The organism is Enterobacter cloacae complex sp. SYL003, from assembly GCF_049236925.1.
Lineage (GTDB): Bacteria > Pseudomonadota > Gammaproteobacteria > Enterobacterales > Enterobacteriaceae > Enterobacter > Enterobacter intestinihominis.
Genome location: NZ_JBMKJK010000002.1, coordinates 93,172 through 119,899 on the forward strand (window position 1 = coordinate 93,172; position 26,728 = coordinate 119,899).

Sequence of the window (26,728 nt, forward strand, 5' to 3'; positions counted from 1 at the left end):
AATCCCTTCTCAAAACCCGTGATTTACCTTCGCCGCAAATAGCACATAAAGTGCAACAATTATTCTTGCACTTAATTAAGCGCCTTCCTACAATCGCCGCGATAGTGTATTCGCAACTGTTACAGTTTTGTGGCGATGAACGACACAAATGGCCTTAAGCCAGACCGGACAAAGGAAGTGGCGCGGCGCCTCCCGCTGCGTCTTGCCCGGCGGCTACAATAACCGGAATAAAAATAATGAGCCTGCAAAAAACCTGGGGTTACTTTCATCTGAGCGCGACGGGGGTGGTTTTACTCTCCGCGCTTCTCGTCGGGTGCGATGACAGCGTCGCGCAAAATGCCGCACCGCAAGCGCCCGTCGTCAGCGCAGCTGACGTGGTGGTGAAATCCATTAGCCAGTGGGACAGCTTTAACGGTCGCATTGAAGCGGTGGAAAGCGTTCAGCTGCGCCCACGCGTCTCCGGCTACATTGATAAAGTGAATTACACCGACGGCCAGGAGGTGAAAAAGGGCGAGGTGCTGTTCACGATTGATGACCGAACCTATCGCGCGGCGCTGGAACAGGCGCAGGCGAACCTGGCGAGAGCCAAAACGCAGGCCAGCCTGGCGCGAAGCGAGGCTAACCGTACCGATAAATTAGTCAATACCAACGTGGTATCCCGTGAAGAGTGGGAGCAGCGCCGTTCCGCTGCTACCCAGGCACAGGCCGATATTCGCGCGGCGCAGGCGGCGGTTGATGCCGCGCAGCTCAACCTCGACTTCACCAAAGTGACCGCGCCTATCGACGGTCGCGCCAGCCGGGCGCTGATCACCAGCGGTAACCTGGTGACTGCGGGTGACAGCGCCAGCGTGCTCACCACCCTGGTCTCACAGAAGACGGTTTACGTCTACTTCGACGTGGACGAGTCCACCTATCTTCACTATCAGAACCTGGCCCGCAGCGGGCAGGGGGCGTCCAGTCACCACACGGCGCTGCCGGTGGAGATTGGTCTGACGGGTGAGGAGGGCTATCCCCATCAGGGCAAAGTGGATTTCCTGGATAACCAGCTCACGCCGAGTACCGGTACAATCCGCATGCGTGCGCTGCTGGATAACTCACAGCGTCAGTTCACGCCGGGACTCTTCGCACGCGTGCGCCTGCCGGGCAGTGCGGAATTTAAAGCCACGCTTGTTGACGATAAGGCGGTGCTGACCGATCAGGATCGTAAGTATGTTTATGTCGTAGATAAAGACGGGAAAGCGCAGCGCCGCGATATTACGCCGGGGCGTCTGGCCGACGGTTTACGTATCGTACAGCAGGGGCTGAAACCCGGGGATAAAGTCATCGTCGATGGTTTACAAAAAGTGTTTATGCCGGGTATGCCGGTTAACGCGAAAACCGTTGCCATGACCGCCAGCGCCGCCCTCAACTGATCCCTTACCTGAGAATCCAATCCATGGACTTTTCCCGTTTTTTCATCGACAGGCCGATTTTTGCCGCCGTACTGTCGATTCTGATTTTTATCACAGGATTAATCGCCATCCCGCTGCTGCCGGTGAGCGAATATCCTGATGTCGTGCCGCCAAGCGTGCAGGTGCGCGCCGAGTACCCGGGCGCCAACCCGAAAGTGATTGCCGAAACCGTGGCGACGCCGCTGGAAGAGGCGATCAACGGCGTTGAAAACATGATGTACATGAAATCCGTCGCGGGCTCCGACGGCGTGCTGGTGACTACCGTCACCTTCCGTCCGGGTACCGACCCGGATCAGGCGCAGGTACAGGTGCAAAACCGCGTTGCACAGGCCGAGGCGCGTCTGCCGGAAGACGTTCGGCGTCTGGGCATCACGACTCAGAAACAGTCGCCAACGCTGACGCTGGTGGTGCATCTCTTTTCGCCTGGCGGTAAGTACGATTCACTGTATATGCGTAACTACGCCACGCTGAAGGTGAAGGACGAGCTGGCGCGTCTGCCCGGCGTGGGTCAGATCCAGATTTTCGGCTCGGGTGAATACGCGATGCGCGTCTGGCTGGATCCAAACAAGGTGGCGGCGCGCGGACTGACGGCCTCGGACGTGGTGACGGCGATGCAGGAGCAAAACGTACAGGTCTCCGCCGGGCAGCTTGGCGCCGAGCCGCTGCCGAAAGAGAGCGATTTCCTGATCTCCATTAACGCCCAGGGCCGTCTGCATACCGAAGAAGAGTTTGGCAATATTGTCCTGAAAACAACGCAGGACGGTACGGTCGTCCGCCTGCGCGACGTGGCGCGTATCGAGATGGGTTCCGGCAGCTATGCGCTGCGCTCCCAGCTGAACAATAAAGACGCGGTCGGGATTGGTATCTTCCAGTCGCCGGGGGCAAACGCCATCGATCTGTCTAACGCGGTGCGCGCCAAAATGGACGAACTGTCCACGCGATTCCCGGACGATATGAAGTGGGCGGCACCTTACGACCCAACGGTATTTGTGCGCGACTCGATCCGTGCGGTTGTACAAACGCTGCTGGAAGCGGTGGTGCTGGTCGTGCTGGTGGTGATCCTGTTCCTGCAAACCTGGCGCGCGTCGATCATCCCGCTGATCGCGGTGCCGGTATCGGTGGTGGGTACCTTCAGCATTCTTTACCTGCTGGGCTTCTCGCTGAATACCCTGAGCCTGTTCGGGCTGGTGCTGGCCATCGGTATCGTGGTGGATGATGCCATCGTGGTGGTGGAGAACGTCGAGCGAAATATCGAAGAGGGGCTCGCCCCGCTTGCGGCGGCGCATCAGGCGATGCGTGAAGTGTCCGGGCCGATTATCGCCATTGCGCTGGTGCTGTGTGCAGTGTTTGTGCCGATGGCGTTCCTCTCTGGCGTGACCGGCCAGTTCTACAAACAGTTTGCGGTAACGATAGCTATTTCCACGGTGATCTCCGCGATCAACTCGCTGACGCTTTCTCCGGCGCTGGCCGCGCTGCTGTTGAAGCCGCATGGTGCCCCGAAAGATTTCCCGACCCGGATTATCGATCGTCTGTTCGGCTGGATTTTCCGTCCGTTTAACCGCTTTTTCCATCGCAGCTCGACCGGCTATCAGGGACTGGTAGGGAAAACGCTTGGCCGACGCGGTGCAGTGTTTGCGGTTTATTTGCTGCTGCTTTGTGCCGCGGGTGTGATGTTTAAAGTCGTACCCGGCGGGTTTATTCCGACGCAGGATAAGCTGTACCTGATCGGCGGCGTGAAAATGCCGGAAGGCTCGTCGCTGGCGCGCACCGATGCGGTGATCCGCAAAATGAGCGAAATCGGGATGAATACCGAAGGTGTGGATTATGCGGTCGCGTTTCCTGGCCTGAACGCGCTCCAGTTCACCAATACGCCGAACACCGGGACGGTCTTCTTTGGCCTGAAGCCGTTCGACCAGCGTAAACATACTGCGACGGAAATTAACGCGGAGATCAATGCGAAAATCGCTCAAATCCAGCAGGGCTTTGGCTTCTCGATTCTGCCGCCGCCGATTTTAGGGCTGGGTCAAGGGTCGGGTTATTCGCTGTACATTCAGGATCGTGCTGGTCTGGGCTATGGCGCGCTGCAAAACGCGGTGAACACCATGTCCGGGGCGATTATGCAGACGCCGGGGATGCATTTCCCCATCTCAACCTACCAGGCTAACGTTCCGCAGCTGGATGTGCAGGTTGACCGTGATAAAGCGAAAGCGCAGGGCGTATCGCTTACCGATCTTTTCGGCACGCTGCAAACCTATCTGGGCTCGTCATATGTAAACGACTTTAACCAGTTTGGACGGACCTGGCGCGTAATGGCACAGGCCGACGGGCAGTTCCGCGACAGCGTGGAAGATATCGCGAATTTACGCACACGCAATAACCAGGGCGAAATGGTGCCGATTGGCAGTATGGTGAAAATCACGACCACCTACGGGCCGGACCCGGTGATCCGCTACAATGGTTACCCGGCGGCGGATCTTATTGGTGATGCTGACCCGCGCGTGCTCTCTTCCGCGCAGGCGATGACGCAGCTGGACGCCATGTCTAAGCAGATCCTGCCGAACGGGATGAATATTGAATGGACGGACCTGAGTTTCCAGCAGGCCACCCAGGGCAATACGGCGCTGATCGTCTTCCCGGTCGCGGTGCTGCTGGCGTTCCTGGTGCTGGCGGCGCTGTATGAAAGCTGGACGCTGCCGCTGGCGGTGATCCTTATCGTGCCGATGACGATGCTCTCCGCGCTGTTCGGCGTCTGGCTGACCGGGGGCGATAACAACGTCTTCGTGCAGGTGGGGCTGGTCGTGCTGATGGGGCTGGCCTGTAAAAACGCGATACTTATCGTGGAGTTTGCCCGCGAGCTGGAAATTCAGGGCAAAGGCATCATGGAGGCTGCGCTGGAGGCGTGCCGCCTGCGTTTACGCCCGATTGTAATGACCTCTATCGCCTTTATTGCCGGGACCATTCCACTGATCCTAGGTCACGAGGCAGGGGCAGAAGTCCGCGGCGTCACCGGGATCACCGTCTTCTCCGGGATGCTGGGCGTGACGCTGTTTGGTCTGTTCCTGACGCCGGTCTTTTACGTGACGCTGCGTAAATTCGTGACGCGCGGCAAAGCGGAAAGAGAGGTGTTGCCTGCGTAGGACGTAGCAGATAACAAAAAGCCGCCTTCATTGTGAAGGCGGCTTTTTTTTCGCAATCCGTCAGGATTAAGGCGCTTTTTTATGCTGCGTACAGAGTTCCGGCACCGGATCGCACCCGCTGGTATCGGCTTTTTTCACCTCTTCCAGCGCGCTGGCGACGGTATGGCGCGCTAAAACCGCTAACGAAGCCTGCTCCGCTTCATCAGCGATTGATTTGAAGTACCAACAGGCGTTGGCGCTGACCACACAGCGGGCCGGGACGTCAGGACGGGACGCCCACAGCTTTTTATCTTCAGTGACGGAAAGGTAGATATCACGCAGGGTGATCTCTTCAGCCGGGCGGCCAAGGTGAATAGAGCCGTTGCGGCCAAGCGTGGAGACGATAATGCCGTCGCGGGCGAGAGGAACCATTAATTTGCGGATAAAGCTCGGATTCGCTTCCAGGCCGTAAGCCAGGATTGCACTCGTCGAACGTTCACCCGATTGCTCCGCCATCGCTACGCTGAGAACCATCTGCAAAGCTGTCGGGAAGCGGTAATCTAACATTTTTCTGTCCTGGGTTGCGGTGAATCTTGTTCTTTTTGGCACCGCAGAGGTGAATAATCAGTAAGTAACAATATAACAAATACGGTAATTTTATTGAAGCAATCTGCGGCATACGTGAAGTAACGCTGCGCTGACACATGTCAGGACGTGTAGCGCCGGGTTTACGTTCATGCGAACGCCGGATTCGGGAAATCAACGGTCACCATAAGACCACCTTCGGCTGACGTATTCAGATTGACCCTGCCGTTGTGTTGCTGCGTAACGGCTTTGACGATGGCAAGCCCCAGTCCACTCCCGCTTTGGGTCTGATTAGGATCGCGGAAAAATCTGTCGAACACGCGCTCCCGCAGTTCAACCGGGATACCGGGGCCCGCGTCTGAGACGCGCAGCTGAGCGGACTTATCACGCGATTGCAGTTGTACCTCAATGCGTCCACCCTCAGGGCTATACTTCACGGCATTCTCAATTAAATTGTCGATCAGCGACACCAGACGTTCCCGAATGCCTGCGACATGGATTTCATCGTCGGCGAAGAATTCAAACTCAATCCCGCGTGCCGATGCCAGCGGCTCCAGTGCGGCCATTCGCTCCTGAATAAGCGTTGTCAGCGGCACAGGCTCCATTACCGTGTCGATGTGCGCTTCGCTGTGCTTCATCAGCAGAAGCTGATTGACGAGACGAGCAGCACGGCTATTGCTGCGAACAATGCCTGCAAGCAGCTCCTGCTGGCTTTCGCTGATGACCCAGGACTGCAGCGCCTCGACGTTGATTCGCATCGCGGCCAGCGGCGTACGCAGCTCGTGCGCGGCATCGGCAATAAACACCCTTTCCCTTTCGGCGCTTTCCCGCACCCTGGCGAGAAAGTCATTAATCGCGTCCACCGTCTGGCGCATCTCCCTGTGCCTGGGAACGGCTTTTAAGGGAGAGAGATCGTCTGGCGTGCGCAATGAAATTTCATTCACTACCCTGTTCCAGGGGCGCATCGCGATGCGGATTGACAGCCACGCGGGAAACAGAAGAAAAGGGATGCATACCAGCAGCGGCATGACGTAATAGCCGCGCGAGTTCAGGTAGATAAAGAAATTCCAGCTGCCAGCCGGGGTGAAAAGGGTGACTTCAACGTCGGAGCGCGCGGATTTGAGCGTGCGGCTCGTCCAGGTGTGGTCTCCAGTCCGGACGCGCTGCATTTCCCCCAGGCGGCTATTTTTCACCTCCGTTGGCGCGCCACGCGAAGAAAAAATAATCTCATTATGCTTGCGAACGATCAGGTTGATAGCGAGTTCCGGATCTTCACCGCCGCCATACCCCTCCCGCAGCGCCTTGCTGAACGCGGCCAGCACCTCATTACGCGCCTGCGGCCTATCCTCCATGCTCTCAACCAGGGAAAAGAGGGTTTCGTAAGTCTCACTGCCCGTGAGTATTGGAGGGCTGCGCAGGTCCTCCAGCAAAATGAAGGTTAAAAAGAAACACCAGAGCAACGTAAGCAGCAGCATCTGGGCGACCAGCATTCGCCTGACCAGCGTAGGGAGCCTGAGGCGGTACCAAAAATTATGCATCAACCTGCCGCCTTCTGAACCGGTACGGTATCAATGACGTACCCTACGCCCCGCACCGTTCGCACAAAGCCATCGCCAATTTTTCGCCGCAGGTTACCCATATGCACGTCGAGCGCGTTGCTGAGATTTTCTTTCGTGCCGAATATCCTCTCTTCCAGATACCGCCGCGTAAGCACGCGATCGGCGCGCAGCATTAACGTTTCAAGCAGCGCATATTCGCTTGCCGTCAGCTCAACGTGGCGTGCGCTCACCGTTACGCGACGCGTCGGAATATGAAGCGACAAACCGCGAATTTCTATTGCCTCATTTTCAAAACCGTAACTGCGTCGCGCAAGGGCTCTCACGCGTGCCAGCAGCTCGGCGAGAACAAAAGGTTTGACCAGATAGTCGTCCGCGCCCGCGTCCAGCCCGCACAGGCGGTCCTGCAGCGTGCCTCGCGCCGTCAGGATAATGACGGGGATCCCCCGGAGCTGCTGACGCAGGCGCGTCATCAGGCTCATGCCATCGCCATCGGGCAGCCCCAGGTCGAGCAGGATAAGCTCCGGCACGCAGAGCTCAAGCTGATGCAGCGCATCCTCTTTCCGGCGTACCCATATGACATCAAATCCTTGATCTGCAAGGGCGAAACGTACGCCGTTGCCGAGATCCAGGTCGTCTTCAATTAGTAGAATTTTCACAAAGGTAACGGTATCAGCAGTGGATGAAGAACAGCTTAAGAAAAAAACGGTATCAGGAAATCATTCAGCTTTACAGAACCAGCACGTGCTTCAGCGTTTCTTCATTTTCGGCTCATAAGAACCTTAGGGAGGGTATTCAGAATGAGCGCGCTGGCGTTTAACACCGCCTGAATCGTAACCATCTGAATCCAAAAGGGCTTCTTTAATGAGAAACTGCAAACTGCGTCACAGGTTCCCCCGTTCACTCATCGGTCGCAGCGTGAAAAGCATCCTGTCGGGGGCCGTCCTGGCGTTACTGGCTACCCCGGCGCTGGCGGCCGGGCAGCGCCAGGGCAACGTTTTAACCCTGGGGGGCGGCGTGGATGTTGCGCCACGCTATTCCGGTTCGGATAAGAGCCGCGTTACTGCGGCTCAGGTGGTTGATTACGCGATGGCAAATGGACTCTTTATCAGTACCACCCGCGGGCTCGGCTACGGCAACCGCGTTGGCAACCTGGATTACAGCGCTGCGCTGAGCTATCGCGCAGGACGTAAGGAGCGCGACGTAAGCAGCGATTCAATCGCCTCCGGCAGCGACTACCTGCGGGGGATGGGTGACATCAAAGGCTCGGCCGTCGTTGTGCCGGGGCTGGGGTACAGGATAACTGACTGGCTTAACGTGCAGCTGCAGGCTGAGGTCCCGGTTTCGGAAAGAGACAACGGTGAGGCTGTGCACTTTGGCATTGCCAGCCCGCTCTACACCTCTCCTGAAAACTCGGTGACGCTGGCGCTGACCGGCAGTTGGGGATCCAGCAAGTACATGCAAACGTACTACGGGGTCAGCGCCGCCCAGTCGGCCGCATCGGGATTTGCCCGACATGATGCCGGATCGGGCATATACGCCTATTCGCTGAACCTGGACTGGACCCATAAGCTCACCTCCCGCTGGAGCCTGCTTGCCGCAGCTGGCGTTACGCAGCTGACGGGAGAGGCGGGCGATAGCCCCATTGTTCAGCGAAAAACGTCTCCTGTGGGAAGTTTGAAGGTGACGTATAGCTTCTGATGGTTCAGTGAGGGCGAAGGCGCGTTTGTGACAAAACCGCACATAACCCCGTTACAGGAGCCGGAAGTACATAAAGCCCGTAGGATGGCGTGGCCCGAAGTCGGACCGTTCATCATGCGGGCTTTTTTTATCACTGTTGACCCGATAACGCCTGTTCAATCGTACGGGTAACAACGTCCGGCTGGCTGACCATCGATACATGGCTTGCCGCAACCTCCGTGGTGTTGGCGTTGATTTTCTTCGCCATTGCGCGCTCAAGCTCAGGATTGATCATCCGGTCATGTTTGCTGACCACATACCAGCTCGGTTTGTCATGCCAGGCGGCATGCGCGACTTTCTCCCCAAACGCATTGGCCTTAATGGGGCTCTGCGTCGCGGCAATCACGCTGCGCTCAACGTCCTTCACGTCAGGGGCAAAATTCTCGCTGACCGCTTTTGTCGGCAGATATAAATACCCCTCTGCCGTTTTAAGGAGGCTGGCGCTCCCTGGCGGATCAGGGAAGCTATTTGCCAGTTCTGCCGTCGACTGGCCGGAATCCGGCGCAAAAGCGGCAACGTAAACCAGTGACTTCAGCGGGCATTGTTTCCCGCCTCGCTGATTACCGTCCCGCCCCAGGAGTGACCGACCAGCACCACATCCCCATGAGCCCGGGCAATAGCACGCTGCGTGGCGGCGACATCATCTTTCAGAGACGTGAGCGGAAGTTGTACCGCAATGACCTCGGTATGGTGTTTTTGCAGCCGGGTGATCACCTTATTCCAGCTGCTCCCGTCGGCAAACGCCCCGTGCACCAGCACCACGCTGGCTTTCGTCTCTGCCAGCGCGCTGGTGGAAACCGCCAGCAGCGCCGCTGTTAATACAGACAATGCTTTCATAACAGGCTCCTTAAAAGTGATGAACCGCCGCGTGGGGCGGTACGGTGAATTCAACGGTTTTATGGTCGATGGGCTTATGCGTCGGGTCGGCAACGATGATGGTTACCTTGTGTTTCCCGGCGGGCAGCCCGACCAGGATCACCGGCTCGCCGCTGGTATCAGCCCAGTGCCAGGGCGCGTCATCCACCACTACGTGAATATGGCCGATACGCGGAGTGACTTTCAGCGCGTCGGGTCCAAATACAGGTTCAATGCGCAGGTTTTCGACGCGGTACTGAATAAAGACCGCACTTTTACTCAGCGGTCCCGCCAGCGGTGGGTCGACGATCAGTTTTGCTGGCGGCTGGGGTTTTTCCTGCGGCGCTACGGCGGCCGGGCCATTAACATCAGCGGCGCTCAGGCCATCCAACGGTGCGGCCAGTGCGCCAGCAAAGGACGTCAGCGCAAATACAGGAAGCAGGAAATATCGACGAATCATCGGTGTCTCTCCTCATCAGTTTATTATGGCGAGGGACACAGAAGACCATTTTTATGTATCGGGGATGTTTGCTTTTGCGGGCGTTTTGTACCGGTTTGTCAGCGTAGCGCTCGGGATACAGTGCGATACAGTTTGTCTGCCTGGAGCGAACACGCTTTAGCGCTCGGGCGAATCCACTACAAGACCTGATTGCTGCGACTGAATTTTGTCCTGATGGTGATACCAGGCGCCAATGGAGGAATAAACAAAGCGGCCAAAGAAAAACAGGAAACTGATGAGCAGTATGATGCGGGTCATCCGGGTGTTAAATCGATGTCGTTTTCGCATACGCGTAGCCTGACTCACTTTCTTTTCCTGAGTATACCCTTTTGGGCGATACGGCTATTAAGGCACAGCCGCAAGTCGGGGTCAATTCAGCGAAATGTAAAATACCGTCAATGCTTACATTAATTTATGTTATTAAAAACAACGCTTTTATTTATCGTATTGATAATTACAGGAAAAATATTCAAATAAAACGTAAGAAATGTTTATTCAGATAAATTAATTTGATTTAGGTCAACGGCGTCTCGTCGTTGATATTTAAAATCCCACCTCCACTGTGCTTGCCAGGAATTTTCCGGGCATCGTGTACGTCAGGTTGGATGCCTGTCTTCATTTACCCTCTGGAGCGCAAGGGTTGTAAACGAGCATCTATGAATATTCACCACATCCTGAAGCAAAATAAAGACCGCTGGTGGGCACTTCCTCTTATATTACCCGTCGTGTTACTCCCGGTGCTTAGTGTGGCTAATACCTTAACGCAGCTGGGCGACGGTATCGTTGCGCTCTATTATCTCCCGCTCTCCTTTCTGCTGACGCTGATGTTGTTCTTTGGCCTGGAAGCCCTTCCCGGAGTGGTGGTGTCGCTGTTTTTACGTTATTACCCGTCCGTTGGGTTGTTTGAAACCGTGACCGGCATTTTGCATTTTATCGTCCCCCTGGTGCTCAGCTGGGGCGGTTACCGCGTGTTTGCGCCCCGACGCAATATGACCGCTTACGGTGACATACGCCTGATGGGGCAACGTATCTTCTGGCAGGTGTTTTGCCCGGCAACGCTTTTTCTGGTGCTATTTCAGTTTGCGGTTTATCTCGGGGTCTATGAGAGCCGCCAGAGCCTTGCAGGATTGAATCCCCTCAATATTCGGACCCTTATTAACTATCAGGGGCTGCTGGTGAGCGGGCTGACGGGTGTGCCGCTAAGCTACCTGCTGATCCGCCTGATACGTCATCCGCGCTATTTCAAGGGACTGATGTCCCAGCTCCGCACGCAAATAGACAAAAAGGTGACGGCCGTTGAGTTTGTGGTGTGGTTTTTAGCTCTGGGTGGGTTGCTGGCTATGCTGCTGCTGCCCATGAATGAAAACAGTTCCATTTTCAGCACCAACTACACTTTGTCACTGCTGATGCCCGTGATGCTCTGGGGGGCGATGCGCTTTGGCTACAAGCTGATGTCAATCATCTGGACGCCGGTCCTGCTGGTGTCGATTCACTTTTTTTATCACTACATTCCGGTGCAGGGGGGTTATGGCATTCAGCTGGCGATCACCTCATCCAGCTATCTGGTCTTTTCCTTCGTTGTGACGTACATGTCGATGCTGGCGACACGCCAGCGGACCATCAATATTCGCTCCCGCAGTCAGGCTTTTCTCGATCCGGTGGTGCATATGCCCAACCTGCGGGCGCTGTCGCGAGAGCTGGCCAGTCATCCGTGGTCGGCGCTCTGTTTACTGCGCGTGCCCGAGCTGGAAGTACTGGGACGCAATTACGGCGTGATGCTGCGGATCCAGTATAAACAGCAGCTGGCGCAATGGATAAATGGCACCCTTCAGCCAAAAGAGCAAGTCTATCACCTCACCGGATATGACATGGCGGTGCGTCTGGAGGCGGAGTCGCATCAACAGCGCATTGAGACGCTGGACGAGCATATTAAGCAGTTTGTTTTTATCTGGGATGGTATGCCGGTGCAGCCTCAGGTTGGCGTGAGCTACTGCTATGTACGCTCACCCGTCAATCACCTCTATCTGGTGCTGGGGGAACTGGGCATCGTGGCTGACCTCTCCCTCTCAACGAATCACCCGGAAAATCTTCAGCAGCGCGGGGCTGTTCACTTGCAGCGTAGCCTGAAAGATAAGGTGGCGATGATGAGCCGTTTGCAGACAGCGCTGGAGCAGAATGCTTTTAGCCTGTTAGTTCAGCCTGTTCGCGGCCTGCGCGGCGATCATTACCATGAAGTGCTGCTGCGAATGCGTGATGATAACGGGGCGCTGATCTTTCCCGAGCAGTTCCTGCCCATAGCACAGGAGTTTGGTTTATCGTCGCGTGTCGATTTATGGGTACTGGAGCGTACGTTGAGTTTCCTGGCACAGCACCGCCAGCGTTTGCCGGGCCAGCGCTTTGCCATCAACCTCGCACCTTCTACCGTCTACCGGGCGCAGTTCCCGCTTGAAGTGAGCCGCCTGTTAGCCAGATATGCCGTTGAAGCATGGCAGCTGATCTTTGAAGTGACCGAAAGTAGCGCCTTTGGTCATGCGGATCTGGCGGCATCCACCCTCAGGCAATTGCAAAAAATGGGAATACGGATCGCCATTGATGATTTTGGCACCGGCTACGCCAGCTATGCGCGGTTAAAAAGCGTGGACGCCGACATTCTCAAAATCGACGGCGGCTTTATTCGCAATATTGTCAGCAACAGCCTGGATTACCAGATCGTGGCATCCATTTGCCATCTGGCCCGGATGAAGAAAATGCTGGTGGTGGCGGAATGTGTGGAAACAGAAGAGATACGTAGCGCGGTGCACGCGCTAGGTATCGATTATGTGCAGGGCTACTTAATTGGGTTGCCAGTTGAGCTTGATACGTTGCTCGAAACACAGCCTTCTCAGGAGAACGCCTTAGCCGTTACGCTGCCGCCTCAGAACTCTCTTCTTCAATCTTCAACAGCCAGCCGGTGACCGCTTCCCAGTACTGCTGCTCTTTTTCCAGATCCAGCAGCACCAGCGCGTTCTGGCTAAACCAGTCGTGCGGGAAGCTCAGCGTCCAGTGATAGTCATCCGTTTTGAGCTTCAGTGTAGGCGGTGTGGTGGTCGCCTGCCGCTGATTATTGAGCAGCACGCCCAGGCGCAGAAGCTGAATGAGTGGCAGGAACTGCTTTTTCTTAAATAGCGTAAAGCGCGGCAGATCGTCGAGCTTGATGGCTTTGCGGTGATAGCGCACCAGCGTCGCCATCATGGTTTGCTGCTCCTGGTTGAAGCCAGGCAGATCGCTATTTTGCAGAATATAGGCTGAATGGCGATGCATTCCGCTGTGGTTAATGTTCAGCCCCACCTCATGCAGCATCGCGGCCCATTTTAACAGCGCGGCCAGCTGCGGATGCGCCAGCTTTGGATTCTGCTCCTCCCACTGCTCGTACATCTGAACCGTGGTTTCCAGCACCCGTTTCGCCTGTTCGCGGTCGATATTGTACTGGTTGGCAAGGCTCTGCGCGGTGCGGCTGCGAATATCCTGATGACGGAAACGGCCTTCCATCTCATACAGCACACCTTCGCGCAGGGCGCCGTCAGAGAGGCGCAGCTCTTTGATCGCCAGCGCGTCAAACACGCCGCAGAGGATCGCCAGCCCCGGTACGAACACCGCTTTACGCTCGTCGGACAAGCCCGGCAGACTCAGGGCGTCGAAGCTCTTGTGCTTAAGCACCTCTTCGGTGAGTTTCACCAGGCGCTCAGGCGTAATAAACCCGTCCTTTTCACCCATCGCCAGCAGCACTTCATGGGCCGCTTTAATCGACCCCGATGCGCCCAGCGCCACGTTCCAGCCCTGAATACGATACTGCCAGGCCAGATTTTCCAGTTTTTGCACGGCGGCCATGCGCGCGCGCTGGAAGTTTTCGCGGGTGATGACGCCGCCCGGAAAATACATTTGCGCGAAGCTGACGCAGCCCATACGGCGGCTTTCAACCAGACGCGGCTCGAAATCTTCGCCAATCACCAGTTCGGTTGAGCCTCCGCCGATATCAATCACCAGCTTGCGGCCTTTTTCCGGCTGCGTATGCTCCACGCCCATAAAAATCAGGCGCGCTTCTTCGTTACCAGAGATGATCTCAATCGGGTAGGGGATAACCTTTTCCGCGCGCTTAAGAAATTCCGGCGCGTTCAGCGCCTGGCGTAGCGTATGCGTCCCGACGATGCAGACGCTGGACGGCGAAAAGCCTTGCAGACGTTCTGCGAACAGCGACAGGCAGTTAAGCCCGCGCTCCATTGCCTCTTCGCTCAGCATGTTACGCGCGTCGAGCCCATCGGCCAGATGCACGCGCTGCTTCAGACGACCGATGATCTGCATCGCGCCATCCACCTCGCGGGCGATGACCATATGGAAACTGTTTGAGCCAAGATCGACCGCAGCGAACTCCTGCGGGCGTGGGGTATTATCGTTTATTGGCATAGGTTAATCGGGTTGCTCAAGTGATTTGATGTAATCGTAAATCGCCAGCTGCGACCGCACTTTACGGCGATTGCCGCGCGGTACATAGCGATTACTGAGTTCTTTGTCGATATAACGTGCTTTCACCGTATCGCTGAACAGGATCTCGATAATGTCCAGGATACGCTGCTTCAGGCGAGGATCCAGCAGCGGTGCCGCCACTTCAATACGGTAATCAATGTTACGCGTCATCCAGTCGGCGGACGAGAGGTATACGCGCTTATCACCGGCGTTATCGAAAATATAGACGCGATCGTGTTCAAGATAGCGATCCACAATGCTGATCACGCGGATGTTGTCGCTGATGCCTTCCAGTTCCGGAATGAGCGAGCACATGCCGCGAATGAGCAGATTTACCGGAACGCCGGAGCTGGAGGCCGCATACAGGCGATCCACCAGGCCTTTGTCCACCAGATTGTTGAGCTTCAGCGTGATGCCGGACGACAAGCCGTTCTGCGCATTGGCAATCTCTTTGTCGATCATATCGTACAGCAGGCGCCGTGAGTTCTGCGGTGACACCAGCAGATAATCGAAGCTCACCGGGCGGTACGGGTTCTCAATGAAGTTGAACACCCGACGCACTTCGTTGGTGATGCGGGCATCGGCAGTCAGCAGCGAATAGTCGGTGTAAATACGCGCGGTTTTCTCGTTAAAGTTCCCGGTACCGATATGGGCGTAGCGCACCACATCGTCGCCCTCTTTACGGGAGATCAGGAACAACTTGGCGTGAATTTTCAGCCCCGGCGCGGAGAAGATGACGTGCACGCCCGCTTCCGTCAGTCGGCGCGCCCAGTGGATGTTGGCCTCTTCGTCGAAGCGAGCCTGGAGCTCAACCACCACGGTCACTTTCTTGCCGTTGTGCGCTGCGTGGATCATCGCATCGATGATGCGGGAATCTTTCGCCACGCGATAAATGTTGATCTTAATCGCCAGCACGTTCGGATCGAACGAGGCCTGACGCAGCAATTCCAGCACGTGTTCAAAGGTGTGATACGGATAGTAGAGCAGCACATCCCGCTCGCGGATGGCATCGAACCCGTTGCGGAATTTATCGAACCAGATATGGCGCAGGCGTGGCAGCGGTTTGTTTACCAGATTGGCTTTGCCGACGTTCGGGAAGCCAATGAAATCTTTAAAGTTGTGGTAACGCCCACCGGGGATTATGGAGTCGTAGCGGGAGATGGTCAGCTTATCGCGCAGCATCTCCACCATCGCGTCCGGCATATCGCGCTGATAGACAAAACGCACCGGCTCTGCCGTCAGGCGCTGCTTGAGGCTGGAAGACATCAGCTCCATCAGGCTGGCCTCCATCTCATGCACCAGATCGTACTCGGCGTCACGGGTCATCTTCATCGAGTAGGCGTTGAGCGCGTCGTAATCGAAGAAACCTTTGAAGATATCGTCCAGACAGTAGCGCAGAATGTTATCCAGCAGGATCATCGGCTTACGTCGGCGCGGGGTTTCCGGCGGCAGATTTACAAAGCGCGGGACTTTATCAGACGGTATTTCCAGCAGTGCGTAGTTAATGGTCTCACCACGAATGATTTCTACCGCCAGATAGGTGTAATCATCTTTCAGGAACTGCACCAGATCGGTTTCACGGTTGATCAGAATCGGGGTGATATGCTGGCGCAGATAGTGTTTGAAATAGTGGCGCAGCCAGTTTTGCTGATTCGCGGAGAGCTGGCGTTCGTTGATCAGGAAGATTTGGTTGCGTGCCATTTCCAGCAGCAGCTCGTTATAGAGGCCATCAAATTCCTGATCGGCTTTCATGACGCGAGACTGGATTTTTCCAAGCAGATGCCGCGAGTGGGAGTTTAAGCCCTGTTCTTCGCTGATGATGATTCGGCGTTTTAGTTCGGCGAAGCGAACCTTGTAGAACTCATCCAGATTGTTGGAATAGATGCCTAAAAAACGCATACGCTCAATCAGCGGGTTGCTTTTATCGGCCGCTTCCTGAAGTACACGTTCGTTGAATGCTAACCAGCTTAGCTCTTTCTCGATATATAACTTTTCCTGACCCATTACAGCTCACACTCCAGTTCAATCACAGGACGTGGTAAATCCGTCTCGTCCTTATTATGGCGAGCATTTCCACGATATGTCCAACAGTGCCAGAAAAGTATGACAGTTATTTTTTTTGTTGGGGATTTTAGGGGGTTGGAGAAGGGAATATCGGGTAATGCAATATGTAGGTCGGGTAAGCGCAGCGCCACCCGACAGAACAAACTACTCTTCAGCCGCATGACCCTGCGGGGGCAACTTCACGCCGTCCAGCCAGGCGGCACCGTCGCGCATCTCAAGACGGCCGTCAACAAACCAGCTTACCACCAGCGGATAAATGGCGTGTTCCTGAGCCTGTACACGTTCCGTCACGTCGTCTTCGTTGTCACCGTCAAAGACCGGTACTTTTGCCTGCAAAATGACCGGACCGCCGTCCAGCTCGTCGGTAACGAAATGCACGGAGGTACCATGCTCCTCATCGCCGTTCTCCAGCACCTGACGATGGGTATGCAGGCCAGGATATTTCGGCAGAAGAGAAGGGTGGATATTCAGCAAACGTCCGTTGTAATGCGCGACGAAGGCCGGGCTCAGGATACGCATGTAGCCCGCCAGCACCACCACGTCAGGCGCGTAGGCGTCAATCTCCTGCACCAGCTCACGGTCAAAGGCTTCACGCCCGGCGAACTGGCTGGCTTCCAGCGCGTGCGCAGGAATGTTCGCTTCCCGCGCGCGCTCAAGGCCGAACGCATCGGCCTTGTTGCTGAATACTGCCCGAATGGTGCCATTGATTTTCTTCTGTTTGCAGGCGTCTATAATTGCCTGCAAATTGCTTCCGTTGCCGGAAATGAGCACCACGATGTTTTTCATTCAATGACCACACGCTGTTCGGAATCGGAAGCTTTAATCGTACCGATTTTCCACGCGTTTTCACCTTTTTCTGTCAGCAGTTTAACCGCTTTATCCGCTTCGCTGGCTGGCAGGGCGATAACCATGCCCACGCCGCAGTTAAAGGTGCGATACATTTCATGCTCGCTCACGTTGCCTGCGGATTGCAGCCAGTTGAAGACGGGCGGCCACTGCCATGAGGAGGCGTCGATCACCGCCTGGGTATTGTCCGGCAGCACGCGCGGAATGTTTTCCCAGAAGCCGCCGCCGGTAAGGTGAGCGATGGCGTGCACCTCAACGTTCTCAATCAGCTCCAGCACGTTTTTGACGTAGATACGGGTCGGGGCCAGCAGGTGATCGGCCAGCGGTTTGCCGTCCAGCTCGGTGGTCAGCGGGTCGCAACCGCTCACTTCGAGGATCTTACGCACCAGAGAGTAGCCGTTGGAGTGCGGACCGCTGGAGGCCAGCGCAACCAGCACATCGCCGTCAGCCACTTTGCTGCCGTCGATAATTTCTGATTTTTCTACCACACCGACGCAGAAGCCTGCGACGTCATAATCTTCACCGTGATACATGCCTGGCATTTCAGCGGTTTCACCGCCGACCAGCGCACAGCCGGATTGCAGACAGCCTTCGGCGATACCGTTAATGACGCTGGCTGCGGTATCCACATCCAGCTTGCCGGTCGCGTAGTAATCCAGGAAGAACAGCGGCTCAGCGCCCTGTACCACCAGGTCGTTGACGCACATCGCCACCAGATCAATACCAATCGTATCGTGACGCTTAAGATCCATCGCCAGGCGCAGTTTTGTACCGACACCATCCGTACCCGAGACCAGCACAGGTTCACGATATTTTTGCGGCAGCGCGCACAGTGCGCCGAATCCACCCAGGCCACCCATCACTTCCGGGCGGCGGGTTTTTTTCACCACACCTTTGATTCGGTCAACCAGCGCATTACCTGCGTCAATATCAACACCGGCATCTTTGTAGCTGAGAGAAGTTTTGTTGGTCACGGCTTAAATCCCCACGCGATTGCATAGCTAGTAAGAAAAATCGGCGCAATTCTAACAGTCCAGGCAAACGTTTGCGAGCCTATTCTCCGCGCGGGGATCTTTTTTTCTGTGCGGACTGTCCAGGGCAACAAACTTGATTCCGTTCACGAAAATGAAACCGGTTTCGGCGATCTGCTTGCAACGGCTATCCCCTTTGCACATCATCAAAATGAAACCGGTTTCTGTAACTGTTTTTGCAGAAAATAACGCAGAATGAGGGAAAGCGAATGTCAGGATTTAAAGCAGGTTTTCTGTGGGGTGGGGCCGTTGCGGCGCACCAGCTTGAAGGCGGCTGGAAAGAGGGCGGCAAGGGCGTGAGCGTTGCCGATGTCATGACGGCAGGCGCCCACGGGGTACCGCGTGAAATCACCAACGGCGTGCTGGAGGGGAAAAATTACCCAAACCACGAAGCCATCGACTTTTACCACCGCTATAAAGAAGACATCAAACTCTTTGCCGAGATGGGGTTCAAATGCTTCCGCACCTCCATTGCCTGGACGCGTATCTTCCCGAAAGGCGACGAGCTGGAGCCGAACGAAGCGGGACTCAAATTCTATGACGATCTTTTCGACGAGTGCCTGAAGCACGGCATCGAGCCGGTGATCACGCTTTCCCACTTCGAGATGCCTTTCCACCTCGTAACGGAATACGGCGGCTGGCGTAACCGTAAGCTGATCGACTTCTTTGTCCGCTTCGCGAAGGTCGTTTTTGAGCGCTATCAGCATAAAGTGAAGTACTGGATGACCTTTAACGAGATCAATAACCAGGCCAACTTTCATGAAGACTTTGCGCCGTTTACCAACTCCGGGCTGAAATATGCGCCGGGAGAAGATCGCGAGCCGGTGATGTTCCAGGCGGCGCACTATGAGCTGGTGGCCAGCGCCCTGGCGGTGAAAGCGGGGCGTGATATCAACCCGTCACTGCATATCGGCTGCATGATTGCCATGTGCCCCATCTATCCGCTGACCTGTGCCCCGGACGACATGATGATGGCGATGAACGCCATGCATCGCCGCTACTGGTTTACCGACGTTCACGTGCGCGGCAAGTATCCGCAGCATCTGTTCAACTACTTTGAACGTCGCGGCTTCGCGCTGGATATCACCGAAGAAGATAAAGTGGCGCTGACGCAGGGCTGCGTGGATTACATCGGGTTCAGCTACTACATGTCGTTCGCCACCAAAGCGACGGCGGATAATCCGACGCTGGATTATGACGAGAGCAAGAGCCTGGTTTCTAACCCGTACGTGCAGAAATCGGACTGGGGCTGGCAGATCGATCCTGTCGGGCTGCGCTACTCTCTGAACTGGTTCTGGGATCACTATCAGCTGCCGCTGTTTATTGTGGAAAACGGCTTTGGCGCGATCGACGTGCAGGAGAGCGACGGCACGGTGAACGACCAGTACCGCATCGACTACCTTTCCGCCCACATCCGCGAGATGAAAAAAGCGGTGGTGGAAGACGGCGTGGATCTGATGGGCTATACCCCGTGGGGCTGTATCGACCTGGTCTCTGCCGGCACTGGCGAGATGAAGAAACGCTACGGCTTTATCTTTGTCGATAAAGATAACGAAGGTAACGGCACGCTGAACCGCAGCAAGAAGAAATCGTTCGACTGGTATAAGCAGGTGATTGCGAGCAACGGCGATAACCTGTAATTGTCGGGTGGCGCTTATACTTACCCGACCTACACTACACGTAGGCCCGCGTAAGCGCAGCGCCACCGGGCAAGACCCCGCACCCAAACCGGAGCCCAGCCTCCGGCTTTTTTGTTTTTGATTGATGTACATCAAGCAACATGGGTATGGCGCAATCCGAAAAAAGCGGTATAATCCCGCGATTTTTTTGCGGATGCCACCTCAGAGGAGAAAGAGAATGAAGATTGTGGAAGTGAAACACCCACTCGTTAAACACAAGTTGGGCCTGATGCGTGAGCATGACATCAGCACGAAGCGTTTTCGCGAACTGGCTTCTGAAGTGGGTAGCCTGCTGACCTACGAAGCGACCTCTGATCTGGAAACGGAAAAAGTGACCATCGAAGGCTGGAACGGCCCGGTACAGGTTGAGCAGATCAAAGGTAAAAAAATTACCGTGGTGCCAATCCTGCGTGCGGGTCTGGGCATGATGGAAGGCGTGCTGGAGCACGTCCCAAGCGCGCGTATCAGCGTGGTAGGTATCTACCGTAACGAAGAGACGCTTGAGCCGGTCCCATACTTCCAGAAGCTGGTCTCTAACATTGATGAGCGTATGGCGCTGGTAGTTGACCCGATGCTGGCGACCGGTGGTTCGATGATCGCCACCATTGACCTGCTGAAACAAGCAGGCTGCAGCAGCATCAAAGTGCTGGTGCTGGTCGCGGCGCCGGAAGGTATCGCGGCGCTGGAAAAAGCGCACCCGGACGTTGAACTCTATACCGCGTCTGTCGACCAGGGACTGAACGAGCACGGGTACATCATCCCGGGGCTCGGCGATGCCGGCGATAAGATTTTTGGGACTAAATAATCGAATAACGATAAAGAAGCCGACTTTGATAGTCGGCTTTTTTTTGAATAAAAACCAACAATGATACTCAGAGGAAAACACTATGACGCGCCGTGCTATCGGGGTGAGTGAAAGACCGCCGCTTTTACAGACAATCCCGCTTAGTTTGCAGCACCTGTTCGCCATGTTTGGCGCAACCGTGCTGGTGCCAATCCTGTTTCACATTAACCCGGCTACCGTGCTGCTGTTTAACGGCATCGGTACGCTGCTTTACCTCTTCATCTGTAAAGGCAAAATCCCGGCCTATCTCGGGTCGAGCTTCGCGTTTATCTCCCCGGTACTGCTGTTGCTGCCGCTGGGTTACGAGGTCGCGCTGGGCGGCTTTATCATGTGCGGCGTGCTGTTCTGCCTGGTCTCCTTCATCGTGAAGAAAGCGGGTACCGGCTGGCTGGACGTGATGTTCCCGCCTGCGGCAATGGGGGCAATCGTTGCCGTCATCGGCCTGGAACTGGCGGGTGTGGCGGCTAACATGGCTGGCCTGCTGCCTGCGGACGGTCAGTCACCGGATTCTAAAACCATTATTATTTCGCTGGTGACGCTGGGCGTGACGGTTTTCGGTTCCGTCCTGTTCCGCGGCTTTATGGCGATTATCCCGATCCTGATCGGCGTGCTGGCGGGTTACGCACTCTCCTTCGTGATGGGCGTTGTGGATACCACACCGATTGCCGAGGCACACTGGTTCGCGCTGCCGACCTTCTACACCCCACGCTTCGAATGGTTTGCTATCTTCACCATTCTGCCTGCTGCACTGGTGGTGATTGCTGAGCACGTTGGCCACCTGGTGGTGACGGCGAACATCGTGAAGCGTGACCTGATCCGCGACCCGGGCCTGCATCGCTCCATGTTTGCCAACGGTTTCTCCACCATCATCTCCGGTTTCTTCGGCTCCACGCCTAACACGACTTACGGGGAGAACATCGGCGTAATGGCGATCACCCGCGTCTACAGCACCTGGGTTATAGGCGGCGCGGCGATCATCGCTATTCTGCTCTCCTGCGTCGGCAAACTGGCGGCGGCGATCCAGATTATCCCGGTTCCGGTGATGGGCGGCGTTTCCCTGCTGCTGTACGGGGTGATCGGTGCGTCCGGTATTCGCGTGCTGATTGAATCCAAAGTGGATTACAGCAAGGCGCAGAACCTGATCCTGACCTCCGTTATCCTGATCATCGGCGTGAGCGGCGCGAAGGTGCACATCGGCGCGGCAGAGCTGAAGGGGATGGCGCTGGCGACCATCGTCGGCGTGGGCCTGAGCCTGATTTTCAAGCTGATCTCGGTCATTCGTCCGGAAGAAGAAATCCTGGACGCTGACGATAGCGAAAAAGCACCACATTGATCCTTTAACCGGGCGGACGATCCGCCCGGTTCTCTCCTTGCTGGTTCCGTGTTAAACTCCATTCCGATTTTATGTAAGATCTCTGGTTGAGGTATTTCTGAACGGACCGGCACAGCTCTCTTTGCCACTTTATCTCCCTGACGATGAAACTTTCGCGAGTTTCTGGCCGGGTGATAACCCCTCTTTACTGGCTGCACTGCAAAACGTGCTGCGCCAGGAACACAGCGGATACATCTATATCTGGTCACGCGAAGGCGCGGGACGCAGCCACCTGCTGCATGCCGCCTGTGCGGAACTTTCGGCGCGCGGTGACGCGGTAGGCTATGTGCCGCTGGATAAACGCACCTGGTTTGTGCCTGAAGTGCTGGAGGGCATGGAACATCTCTCCCTGGTCTGCATCGATAATATTGAATGCGTGGCGGGAGACGAGCCGTGGGAAATGGCGATCTTTAACCTCTACAACCGCATTCTGGAGTCGGGCAAAACCCGGCTGCTGATCACCGGCGATCGTCCGCCGCGTCAGCTCAATCTGGGGCTGCCGGATCTGGCGTCTCGTCTGGACTGGGGGCAAATCTACAAGCTGCAACCGCTGTCGGATGAAGACAAACTCCAGGCACTTCAGTTGCGCGCCAGACTGCGCGGATTTGAACTGCCGGAAGACGTAGGGCGCTTCCTGCTCAAGCGTCTGGATCGGGAGATGCGCACGCTCTTTGATACGCTCGATCAGCTCGATCGCGCCTCCATCACCGCCCAGCGCAAGCTGACCATTCCGTTTGTGAAAGATATTCTTAAGCTGTAGTTATGCCGGGTGGCGGCTGCGCCTTACCCGGCCTACATATGGCACCCGTAGGCCCGGTAAACGCAGCGCCACCGGGCTAAAGATCCCCCATCAGGTGCTCAACCAGCAGCGGAATCGGTCTTCCCGACGCCACGCTTCTGCCGTTCTCACGCCACAGCGCCGTCCCGCTGATATCCAGATGTGCCCATGGGATCGCCGGCGGACAGAAGTGATGCAGCAGCCACGCCGCCGAGGCGCTTATCGCTGCATTGTTAGTCGGTGTGTTGCACAGATCGGCAATCGCGCTGTCGGTCTGCTTTTTCAGCCGTGCGTCCAGCGGCAGAGACCACACCTCGTCACCGCTCCGTTTCCCTGCCTGCGTCAACGCGGCGCGCAGCGGTTCATCCTGGGTCATCAGCCCGCTCAGCTCATACCCCAGCGCTTTCACCACTGCGCCCGTTAAAGTCGCCATATCAATGATGTAGCGGGCCTGCGGGTACCGCTGGCTGGCCCAGGCAATGGCGTCAGCCAGCACCAGCCGGCCCTCGGCATCGGTATTATTGATTTCAACGGTGGTGCCGTTACAGGCTGTTGCCACCGTGCCGGGCTGCATGGCGTCGGGGCCGATGGCGTTTTCCGCCAGCGCCAGCACGCCCATGATGCGCACGGGTAATTTCAGCTCCGCAACTGTCAGCATCAGCCCCAGTACGTTGGCCGCGCCGCACATGTCATATTTCATGGTGTACATGCCCGCGCCTTCCTTCAGCCACAGGCCGCCGGTGTCAAAGGTAATGCCTTTTCCCACGTAGCAGCGCATCGGGCCGTCGTTGGCACCATCATAATGAATAGCCAGCAGACGCGGCGGGCAGGCCGCCCCTTTGCCAACCGCGTGCAGCAGCCCAAGACCCTGCTCAACAATATCCTTTTCATTCAGCACCTCGCAGCGCAGGGCAGGGTAGGCGGCACACAGTTTTTGCGCCTCTTCGACCACAAACTGCGGCGTACAGCGGTCAGACGGGATATCCGCCAGCCGCCGCGCCGCGACCATTCCGAGGGCAATAGCCTGCTGCTGGCGGAAGATCGTCTCCAGCTTCGCCCTCTGTTCCGGCAGGCAGAGGGCGGTGATGCACGTAAGACGCACCGCGTCGTCCGTTTTCTTGAGCTTCAGATCGCTCAGCCTGTGGGCCTGATTAAAGAGAAATCGCAGCACCTGCGCCAGCACCACCTCGTCGATATCCGTCACGTCCAGCACGATATCGGCGCTGGCGGGGGCGGTAAGCAGCGGTCGCAGGGCGGTGAGCAACCCTTCGGTCAGGGCGTCATGCCAGATCGTGTCCGGCAACAGAGTAATGCGCGCAAACGGCGCGCAGCCAAAGCGCGCGTCCGCGACGGTGCTCTGCTGGCGCATTTCAGCGACAAGAGCGCTATCCGGTAACAGGGAACTGTCAGCGCGCGCGATCAAATGGCTGTTCGGCTTCGCGTCTGAAAGCGCGTTGATAAACTGGTAAGTGATCATCATGATTCCTCAATCGGCGCGCGGATCCGTGCGGCATAGGCCTGCATCCACTCCTCATCTACCGCATGATAGTGCGTTTTCTCCCGGAGGCGTTCAGTACGAAAAACGGTGAGGGGCTGGCGAGCCGTCGCTACCACGAACGAGAAGGTTTTTATGTTGGTCGCGGCGCCAAATTCTCCTTTGCTGTTCATGCACACCACGGAGAGATCGCCCGCGCGACCGAAGCGCGACATCAGCTTGTCTTCCAGTTCGAATACGACTGAATCCGCCGCCTGCTGCGGCGTCATCCCTTGCGCCATCCGGCGAACGATTTCGTAGCTGGTACAGCCCTTCATCAGGTCTTCACCGACGCCTGTGGCGGTGGCCGCGCCGGTTTCGCTGTCGCAGTAAAAGCCGGAGCCGATGATGGGTGAGTCACCGAGGCGACCACGTTTTTTCATAAACAGGCCACTGGTGGAGGTGGCGACGCTCATCGAACCCTGTTTATCAAGGCCAATGATGCCGACGGTGTCATGTCCGTCGTAGGGGCTTAACCCCTTATCCAGCGTTTCGCGGCAGCGCTTGCGGTAGTGCTGCATGGCGCGATCCGTGAGCATAGTTTTGTCGGCAAAGCCCTGGCTCAGCGCCCATTCGCGCGCGCCCTGGCCGACCAGCAGGCTGTTATAGCGTTGACGGCTGAGCGCGTGCGCCACGCGCACCGGGTTGGCGATATCCACCAGATTCCCCACGGCGCCGAACGCCAGCGTGTCGCCGTCCATATACGCCGCGTCCAGCTCCACCTCGCCGTTCTCGGTCGGCAGGCCACCGTAGCCGACGGATTTATACAGCGGAAAGTCTTCCACGGCAGCGACGGCATCGACCACCGCCGAAGCGACCGGTTTTCCCGCCGCCAGGGCAGACGCGGATTCCGTTACCCCTTCAAGTGCCATTCGCCAGGTTGCGATAATTCCCCACATGCTTTACTCCTGTTTTGCAAGGGTGGTGTCGGGTTGCGTAGCGGTAGTCAGCTCCGCGGCGCGGTACTGTTTATCCAGGATACGCATGAAAGGCAGGTACAGTATGGCGCCAATCAGCAGGTTGATCAGCTGCATCACGCTGCCGCTCAGGTGCCCGGTGACGATAAAGCCGCTGATAACCGGCGGCAGCGTCCAGGGAATAAACACCCCGGTGGTGACGGCGACCGCGCCAATTTTCATCGCCGCATACTGCACGGTGACCAGCACCAGCGGCACCAGATTAAACGGAATGAGCATGATCGGGTTCATGATCACCGGCAGGCCAAACAGGATCGGTTCGTTGATGTTAAACACTGAGGCTCCTGCGCCGAGGCGCGCCACCTCTCGCATGTTTTTGCTGCGGGCGAAAATCAGCATCGCTATCACCAGCGACAGCGTGGCGCCCGCGCCGCCCATCCAGATCATGTCAAAAAACTGTTCGGTGATGATGTGCGGCGGCGTCGTTCCCGCCTGGATCGCGGCGATGTTGTCGGTCTGGTTTTCCATCCACAGCGGGCGAATAATGCCGTTGATCATCGAACCGGAGTTAATGCCCACTGACCACAGAATGGTGATGCTGAATACGGTCATCAGCGCACCGAAATAAGAGGTACCGTAGTGGCGCACCGGGGTGGCAACCACTTCATAAATAAACTGGTGGATGGTGTGGTAGTGGGTGTTTTCGAAGATGATGCGGATAATAAGCACCAGAATCATCACCAGCAGGGCCGGGATCAGCGCCGCGAACGACTCCTGCACCGCCGGTGGTACGCCGTCCGGCATTTTAATGACCAGCTTTTTGCGCTTCAGCCAGCAGAACAGTTCCGTCCACAGCAGGGAACCGATCATCGCCACAAACAACCCTTTGCTGCCAATCCACTCCACTGGCATCACGGTAATGCCGCCGTTTTCCGCCACTTTGATAAAGGGCGTCAGGATCAGAAACGCAACCAGCGCCAGGATGCCGCAGGAGATGCGGTCCTCGCCATAATGCTCAGCCAGGCGGTAGGCCACCAGGAAGCTGATAAACAGCGACATGGTTGAGAATACCGCGTTGAATGGAATCTCTATAATCGCACTCCAGCTCTCACCAAAGGCCTGAGACATAAACTGCTGATAGGCCTGATTCGGGAAGGAGGAGATCACCAGCAGGATGGAGCCGACGATGATAAACGGCATGAATGAAACGTAGGCCCCACGAATGGCCCCAAGATGACGCTGCTGGGCCGTTTTCGCCGCCAGCGGCATCAGTTTTGCTTCAAGAAATCCCAGAACATTGTTCATTGTGAACTCCGTACAAGATTGAGAGGTGTTGTTTATGTTATGTCTGTGGATTATCA

General features: G+C 56.4%; 20 protein-coding genes and 1 pseudogene. 8 read left to right on the plus strand and 13 right to left on the minus strand.

The features are described 5' to 3' along the window. The first annotated feature begins 236 nt into the window (after positions 1-236). Together ACOT1A_RS03020 and oqxB are read left to right on the plus strand one after the other, a co-directional pair. On the plus strand, positions 237-1,412 hold the full coding sequence (locus ACOT1A_RS03020) for an efflux RND transporter periplasmic adaptor subunit (RefSeq protein WP_045308556.1): 1,176 nt from the start codon (positions 237-239) through the stop codon (positions 1,410-1,412). Between the two features lie 23 nt (positions 1,413-1,435). Next, complete coding sequence (oqxB, locus tag ACOT1A_RS03025; protein ID WP_276170122.1) at positions 1,436-4,588, plus strand: multidrug efflux RND transporter permease subunit OqxB; 3,153 nt, start codon at positions 1,436-1,438, stop codon at positions 4,586-4,588. 66 nt (positions 4,589-4,654) lie between these two features. Here oqxB and ACOT1A_RS03030 read toward each other — a convergent pair whose 3' ends face one another. The 3 genes from ACOT1A_RS03030 to ACOT1A_RS03040 form a co-directional block, all read right to left on the minus strand. After that, the gene (locus tag ACOT1A_RS03030; RefSeq protein WP_003860591.1) at positions 4,655-5,134 is read right to left on the minus strand and encodes an RrF2 family transcriptional regulator; all 480 of its coding nucleotides are present in this window, start codon (positions 5,132-5,134) and stop codon (positions 4,655-4,657) included. Between the two features lie 167 nt (positions 5,135-5,301). Further along, a complete protein-coding gene (locus tag ACOT1A_RS03035; RefSeq protein ID WP_250116276.1) occupies positions 5,302-6,690 on the minus strand; it encodes a sensor histidine kinase in 1,389 nt (462 codons plus the stop codon). Beyond that, entirely contained in the window at positions 6,690-7,367 is a 678-nt protein-coding gene (locus ACOT1A_RS03040; RefSeq protein ID WP_038416495.1) for a response regulator, read from the minus strand. Before ACOT1A_RS03040 ends, ACOT1A_RS03035 begins: the two co-directional genes overlap by 1 nt. Before the next feature lie 205 nt (positions 7,368-7,572). Between ACOT1A_RS03040 and ACOT1A_RS03045 the strand changes: the two genes are divergently transcribed. Further along, positions 7,573-8,409 carry a MipA/OmpV family protein gene (locus ACOT1A_RS03045; RefSeq protein ID WP_276170121.1) on the plus strand — a complete coding sequence of 279 codons (837 nt, stop codon included), beginning with the start codon at positions 7,573-7,575 and terminating at the stop codon, positions 8,407-8,409. 130 nt (positions 8,410-8,539) lie between these two features. Here ACOT1A_RS03045 and ACOT1A_RS03050 read toward each other — a convergent pair. The 3 genes and pseudogenes from ACOT1A_RS03050 to ACOT1A_RS03060 all read right to left on the minus strand — a co-directional run bounded on the left by ACOT1A_RS03050 (position 8,540) and on the right by ACOT1A_RS03060 (position 10,090). Then, positions 8,540-9,285: pseudogene (locus ACOT1A_RS03050) on the minus strand (alpha/beta fold hydrolase). A 10-nt stretch (positions 9,286-9,295) separates the two neighbouring features. After that, positions 9,296-9,763 (minus strand): DUF6130 family protein, encoded by a 468-nt coding sequence (locus ACOT1A_RS03055; RefSeq protein ID WP_276170120.1) that lies wholly within the window; start codon positions 9,761-9,763, stop codon positions 9,296-9,298. A 156-nt stretch (positions 9,764-9,919) separates the two neighbouring features. Continuing rightward, positions 9,920-10,090, minus strand: a complete 171-nt coding sequence (locus ACOT1A_RS03060) for a YfgG family protein (RefSeq protein WP_017383512.1) — start codon at positions 10,088-10,090, stop codon at positions 9,920-9,922. 368 nt (positions 10,091-10,458) lie between these two features. Between ACOT1A_RS03060 and ACOT1A_RS03065 the strand changes: the two genes are divergently transcribed. Next, on the plus strand, positions 10,459-12,756 hold the full coding sequence (locus ACOT1A_RS03065; RefSeq protein ID WP_023300683.1) for an EAL domain-containing protein: 2,298 nt from the start codon (positions 10,459-10,461) through the stop codon (positions 12,754-12,756). On the opposite strand, the gene ppx is transcribed toward ACOT1A_RS03065, so the two are convergent. The 4 genes from ppx to purM form a co-directional block, all read right to left on the minus strand. Further along, entirely contained in the window at positions 12,704-14,242 is a 1,539-nt protein-coding gene (gene ppx / locus ACOT1A_RS03070) for an exopolyphosphatase (RefSeq protein WP_003860570.1), read from the minus strand. The two genes, ACOT1A_RS03065 and ppx, sit on opposite strands and share 53 nt — an antisense overlap. A gap of 3 nt (positions 14,243-14,245) precedes the next feature. Then, positions 14,246-16,306 (minus strand): polyphosphate kinase 1, encoded by a 2,061-nt coding sequence (gene ppk1 / locus ACOT1A_RS03075; protein WP_006811494.1) that lies wholly within the window; start codon positions 16,304-16,306, stop codon positions 14,246-14,248. A 204-nt stretch (positions 16,307-16,510) separates the two neighbouring features. Further along, positions 16,511-17,152 (minus strand): phosphoribosylglycinamide formyltransferase, encoded by a 642-nt coding sequence (gene purN, locus ACOT1A_RS03080; protein ID WP_023300681.1) that lies wholly within the window; start codon positions 17,150-17,152, stop codon positions 16,511-16,513. Continuing rightward, positions 17,149-18,186 (minus strand): phosphoribosylformylglycinamidine cyclo-ligase, encoded by a 1,038-nt coding sequence (purM, locus tag ACOT1A_RS03085; protein WP_022648981.1) that lies wholly within the window; start codon positions 18,184-18,186, stop codon positions 17,149-17,151. The genes purN and purM overlap by 4 nt, the downstream gene beginning before the upstream one ends. 266 nt (positions 18,187-18,452) lie before the next feature. Between purM and ACOT1A_RS03090 the strand changes: the two genes are divergently transcribed. From ACOT1A_RS03090 to ACOT1A_RS03105, 4 genes are all read left to right on the plus strand, one after another. Then, positions 18,453-19,883 carry a 6-phospho-beta-glucosidase gene (locus tag ACOT1A_RS03090; RefSeq protein ID WP_276170119.1) on the plus strand — a complete coding sequence of 477 codons (1,431 nt, stop codon included), beginning with the start codon at positions 18,453-18,455 and terminating at the stop codon, positions 19,881-19,883. Between the two features lie 217 nt (positions 19,884-20,100). Then, entirely contained in the window at positions 20,101-20,727 is a 627-nt protein-coding gene (gene upp, locus ACOT1A_RS03095) for a uracil phosphoribosyltransferase (RefSeq protein WP_022648979.1), read from the plus strand. Positions 20,728-20,809: 82 nt separating this feature from the next. Continuing rightward, complete coding sequence (uraA, locus tag ACOT1A_RS03100; RefSeq protein WP_022648978.1) at positions 20,810-22,099, plus strand: uracil permease; 1,290 nt, start codon at positions 20,810-20,812, stop codon at positions 22,097-22,099. A 97-nt stretch (positions 22,100-22,196) separates the two neighbouring features. Further along, positions 22,197-22,898: a DnaA inactivator Hda gene (locus ACOT1A_RS03105; RefSeq protein ID WP_211482948.1), complete on the plus strand. Its 702-nt coding sequence runs from the start codon at positions 22,197-22,199 to the stop codon at positions 22,896-22,898. A 76-nt stretch (positions 22,899-22,974) separates the two neighbouring features. Here ACOT1A_RS03105 and ACOT1A_RS03110 read toward each other — a convergent pair whose 3' ends face one another. Genes ACOT1A_RS03110 through celB form a run of 3 tightly spaced genes read right to left on the minus strand, consistent with a single transcriptional unit; the run spans position 22,975 to position 26,672 of the window. After that, the gene (locus ACOT1A_RS03110) at positions 22,975-24,393 is read right to left on the minus strand and encodes a leucyl aminopeptidase family protein (RefSeq protein ID WP_276170125.1); all 1,419 of its coding nucleotides are present in this window, start codon (positions 24,391-24,393) and stop codon (positions 22,975-22,977) included. Further along, positions 24,393-25,349, minus strand: a complete 957-nt coding sequence (locus ACOT1A_RS03115) for a N(4)-(beta-N-acetylglucosaminyl)-L-asparaginase (protein WP_023306684.1) — start codon at positions 25,347-25,349, stop codon at positions 24,393-24,395. The genes ACOT1A_RS03110 and ACOT1A_RS03115 overlap by 1 nt, the downstream gene beginning before the upstream one ends. A 3-nt stretch (positions 25,350-25,352) precedes the next feature. Next, positions 25,353-26,672 carry a PTS cellobiose transporter subunit IIC gene (gene celB / locus ACOT1A_RS03120; RefSeq protein WP_368958411.1) on the minus strand — a complete coding sequence of 440 codons (1,320 nt, stop codon included), beginning with the start codon at positions 26,670-26,672 and terminating at the stop codon, positions 25,353-25,355. Positions 26,673-26,728: the final 56 nt, after the last annotated feature.

Bases quoted from the DNA above. Each gene is read 5' to 3' on its own strand.
- ACOT1A_RS03020 (WP_045308556.1), top strand. From the start codon at position 237: ATGAGCCTGCAAAAAACCTGGGGTTACTTTCATCTGAGCGCGACGGGG.
- oqxB (WP_276170122.1), top strand. From the start codon at position 1,436: ATGGACTTTTCCCGTTTTTTCATCGACAGGCCGATTTTTGCCGCCGTA.
- ACOT1A_RS03030 (WP_003860591.1), bottom strand. From the start codon at position 5,134: ATGTTAGATTACCGCTTCCCGACAGCTTTGCAGATGGTTCTCAGCGTA.
- ACOT1A_RS03035 (WP_250116276.1), bottom strand. From the start codon at position 6,690: ATGCATAATTTTTGGTACCGCCTCAGGCTCCCTACGCTGGTCAGGCGA.
- ACOT1A_RS03045 (WP_276170121.1), top strand. From the start codon at position 7,573: ATGAGAAACTGCAAACTGCGTCACAGGTTCCCCCGTTCACTCATCGGT.
- ACOT1A_RS03055 (WP_276170120.1), bottom strand. From the start codon at position 9,763: ATGATTCGTCGATATTTCCTGCTTCCTGTATTTGCGCTGACGTCCTTT.
- ACOT1A_RS03060 (WP_017383512.1), bottom strand. From the start codon at position 10,090: ATGCGAAAACGACATCGATTTAACACCCGGATGACCCGCATCATACTG.
- ACOT1A_RS03065 (WP_023300683.1), top strand. From the start codon at position 10,459: ATGAATATTCACCACATCCTGAAGCAAAATAAAGACCGCTGGTGGGCA.
- ppx (WP_003860570.1), bottom strand. From the start codon at position 14,242: ATGCCAATAAACGATAATACCCCACGCCCGCAGGAGTTCGCTGCGGTC.
- ppk1 (WP_006811494.1), bottom strand. From the start codon at position 16,306: ATGGGTCAGGAAAAGTTATATATCGAGAAAGAGCTAAGCTGGTTAGCA.
- purN (WP_023300681.1), bottom strand. From the start codon at position 17,152: ATGAAAAACATCGTGGTGCTCATTTCCGGCAACGGAAGCAATTTGCAG.
- ACOT1A_RS03090 (WP_276170119.1), top strand. From the start codon at position 18,453: ATGTCAGGATTTAAAGCAGGTTTTCTGTGGGGTGGGGCCGTTGCGGCG.
- upp (WP_022648979.1), top strand. From the start codon at position 20,101: ATGAAGATTGTGGAAGTGAAACACCCACTCGTTAAACACAAGTTGGGC.
- uraA (WP_022648978.1), top strand. From the start codon at position 20,810: ATGACGCGCCGTGCTATCGGGGTGAGTGAAAGACCGCCGCTTTTACAG.
- ACOT1A_RS03110 (WP_276170125.1), bottom strand. From the start codon at position 24,393: ATGATCACTTACCAGTTTATCAACGCGCTTTCAGACGCGAAGCCGAAC.
- ACOT1A_RS03115 (WP_023306684.1), bottom strand. From the start codon at position 25,349: ATGTGGGGAATTATCGCAACCTGGCGAATGGCACTTGAAGGGGTAACG.
- celB (WP_368958411.1), bottom strand. From the start codon at position 26,672: ATGAACAATGTTCTGGGATTTCTTGAAGCAAAACTGATGCCGCTGGCG.